This window comes from Microcoleus sp. OTE_8_concoct_300, from assembly GCF_031383065.1.
In the GTDB taxonomy this organism is placed as follows: Bacteria; Cyanobacteriota; Cyanobacteriia; order Cyanobacteriales; family Microcoleaceae; genus Microcoleus.
Genome location: NZ_JANMZH010000315.1, coordinates 1 through 2,991 on the forward strand (window position 1 = coordinate 1; position 2,991 = coordinate 2,991).

Here is a 2,991-nt window from a genome sequence, read left to right on the forward strand (position 1 = left end):
AGCAGCGGCTGATTTGGGGAGATTTATTCCACTTACTATATTGATGTAATATAGCAATTCTTGCAGGAGTCGTAAATTTTTTACCCCACCCCAGCCCTCCCCTTACTAAGGGGAGGGAGTAAGAAATTCACAAATGATTTAGGAGCGCTATATAGCCTTTCTCAGTAACATGAGGTACTATCTGGCATAAGGCATAGGGCATAGGGCATAGGGCATAGGGCATAGGGCATACCTCACTTTCTTGACAACCGCTATATGTACCTATTATGTTAGTAAAAATTCTTTTTTTATTTGACTGATATTAAGCAGTCTTAGCTTAAGAATAATTTGTAGATAGCTTCTAGTACGTCCTCCTGGAGCCATAACTCCTATCCGATTTTTTTAAGTCGTGGATAAAGCGATTGATATCGCATCCAAGCCTCTTCTAGGGTGGGGTCAACTGATTGGGGAGTTGCAGCAAGCGTTGGTGTGGCTGCCAGTTTGCTCGTGTCATTAGCATCTGCGTATATGCCAATTCCTATACCCGCCAGTAGAGCAGCACCCCGCGCGGAAGCAGCAGCAACTGTAGTTGCATAAAGGGGTATTCTCAATACATCAGTCAGTAATTGTTTCCAAAGCATTTCTGCCGTTCCACCGCCTGCTAAACGCAGTTCTGCCGCTTTAAAACCTGTTGCCTCAAGTGCCTCAAAACCTTGTCGCAATGCAAAAGCAACTCCCTCTAAAGCTGCCCGCATCAGGTGCGCCTGTGTGTGATGAAGTCCAAGCCCCACCCATGCCCCGCGTACATGGGGGTCAAGGTGTGGAGTTCGCTCACCCGTGAGGTATGGCAAAAATGTCAACCCTTCACATCCTGGGGGGACAGAAAACGCTTTAGTGTAGACCTCCTGCCAGCTAAAGCCGAGGATACCTCGCACCCACTCAAGCGCTAACCCGGCATTTTGCATTGCTGCAAGGGTGTACCACTGGTTAGGTAGGGCGGTTCGATAGAGATGGGTACGACCATGAGGATCGATAATTGGTTGCGATCGAGGTGTAATGATTTGAGCGCCTGTGCCGATGGTTAGTTGAACCAAACCAGGCTCTAGTAGTCCGTTACCAAGCGCTGCCGCTGCGGTATCCGCAGCACCAGCGATCACAGGTAAGCCAACTCTTAAGCCAAGATGCTCTGAAGCAATAGTTGTCAGGTAGCCGGCGATCGCACTAGAGGGGATAATTTTTGGTAACCAATCACCGCGTAGATTCAGCGCTGAAATGGCTTCCAGGGCCCAGTTGTCCGACACAACATCGTAAAGCAAAGTACCACTAGCATCAGATGGTTCGGTTGCGACTTCTCCCGTCATCCGTAACCGCAGCCAATCTTTGGGCTGAAGTGCCCAACGCGCTTCGGTGTAGACAGTAGCCTCGTGTTCTCGCAGCCACAACAAAGTGGGGCCGGCCATTCCAGCCGTAACCGGGTTGCCCAAGCGCTCTAGAATAGCGGCATCGATCGAATGATAAGTGTTAAGCGCGGCAAAGGAGCGAGTATCTGCCCAGAGGATAGCAGGACGCAGGGGCTGACCCGACTCCGAAGCTAGGACAACACCGTGCATTTGCCCTGAAAGTGCGATCGCCTGTACTCGATCGGCATGATTTCCTACAGCCTTCCTCACAGCCGAGGCAGCAGCTAACCACCAATCTTCTGGTTCCGACTCAGCCCATCCAGGGTGGGGTGCACGAACAGGATAAGAGCTTGATGCTTCACCAGCAGCCGTTCCGTCTGTCGCTAGGAGCAATGCCTTAGCAGAGCCTGTTCCTAAATCTATACCAAGCAGCATTAGGCTAATCCTCAAATCATTTAGTGTCTTAGCAAACGGGCGATCGCTCTTACCAATTCATCAGGTTCGACAGGCTTCGAGATATGCATCCCAAATCCGGCAGCTAAGGCTTGCTGCTGATTGATTTCTCCGGCATAGGCAGTAAGTGCGATCGCAGGAATCATACCTCCCTGTTGAGGTGACCGCTTTCTAATTTGCCGAATCAGGGCATAACCATCCAGCTCTGGCATCCCAATATCACATAACAGCAAATCGGGGACAGATTGATTCAGGAGAGTCAACGCCTGTGCAGCCGAAGCCGCTGTCGTAACTTGTGCGCCAGATTGCATTAGGGTGAATGCTGCCAACTCCCGCATATCTGCATCATCGTCCACAACCAAGACCTGAATACCTGCTAAGTCTGTCGCACTTTCTGGGTGTCTGTCATCAGAAGAGGATTCCGGCTCTACGAGGTTTAACGGTAGCCGGATGGTAAATGCAGCCCCTAAGTTCTGTCCTAGGCTGTCTGCTTGAACGGTTCCTCCGTGCAGTTCGGTAAAATGACGGACGATCGCCAGCCCCAATCCCAATCCGCCAAATTGTCGGGTCGTTGTGCCATCTTCTTGACGGAAGTAGTCAAACACATGGGGTAAGAAGTCTGGACTGATGCCTCTTCCTGTATCTTTGACTTGAATCTGAGCATACCTGCCAACCTGCTCTAGTCGCACCTCGATTCGTCCTCCGGCTGGGGTGAACTTCACCGCATTGGAGAGGAGATTCCAGACTACCTGTTGGAGGCGATTGGTATCGCCTGAAACCGTGCCTGAAATAGGATTAAATGTAGTCTGGATTTGAATGTGTTTGGCTTCGGCTGCCAGTCGTACCGTTTCCAGGGCAGCTTCAATCATTGCCGCTAGATTCACTGGAGCGACGTTTAACGTCATTTTTCCTTGCAGAATGCGCGAGACATCCAACAAGTCCTCAATTAATTGGGCTTGCAGCTTGGCGTTGCGTTCGATCGTTTCCAGGGCTTGCTGGGTTTTTGTGGCATCGAGTCGCCCATTTCGCAGCAATTTCGTCCAACCCAGAATCGGATTGAGGGGCGATCGCAACTCGTGGGACAATACGGCTAAAAATTCGTCTTTAATCCGGTTAGCGGCTTCGGCTTTTGTGCGATCGCGTTGAGCTAACCGATATA

General features: G+C 50.6%; 2 protein-coding genes. Both read right to left on the minus strand.

The genetic code is table 11. From position 1 onward, the window contains the following. Positions 1 to 368: 368 nt before the first annotated feature. Entirely contained in the window at positions 369 to 1,814 is a 1,446-nt protein-coding gene (gene xylB / locus ACUVJL_RS14220) for a xylulokinase (RefSeq protein WP_445246439.1), read from the minus strand. Positions 1,815 to 1,834: 20 nt separating this feature from the next. Continuing rightward, the coding region (locus ACUVJL_RS14225) for a hybrid sensor histidine kinase/response regulator (RefSeq protein WP_445246440.1) at positions 1,835 to 2,991 on the minus strand (1,157 nt) is incomplete at its 5' end.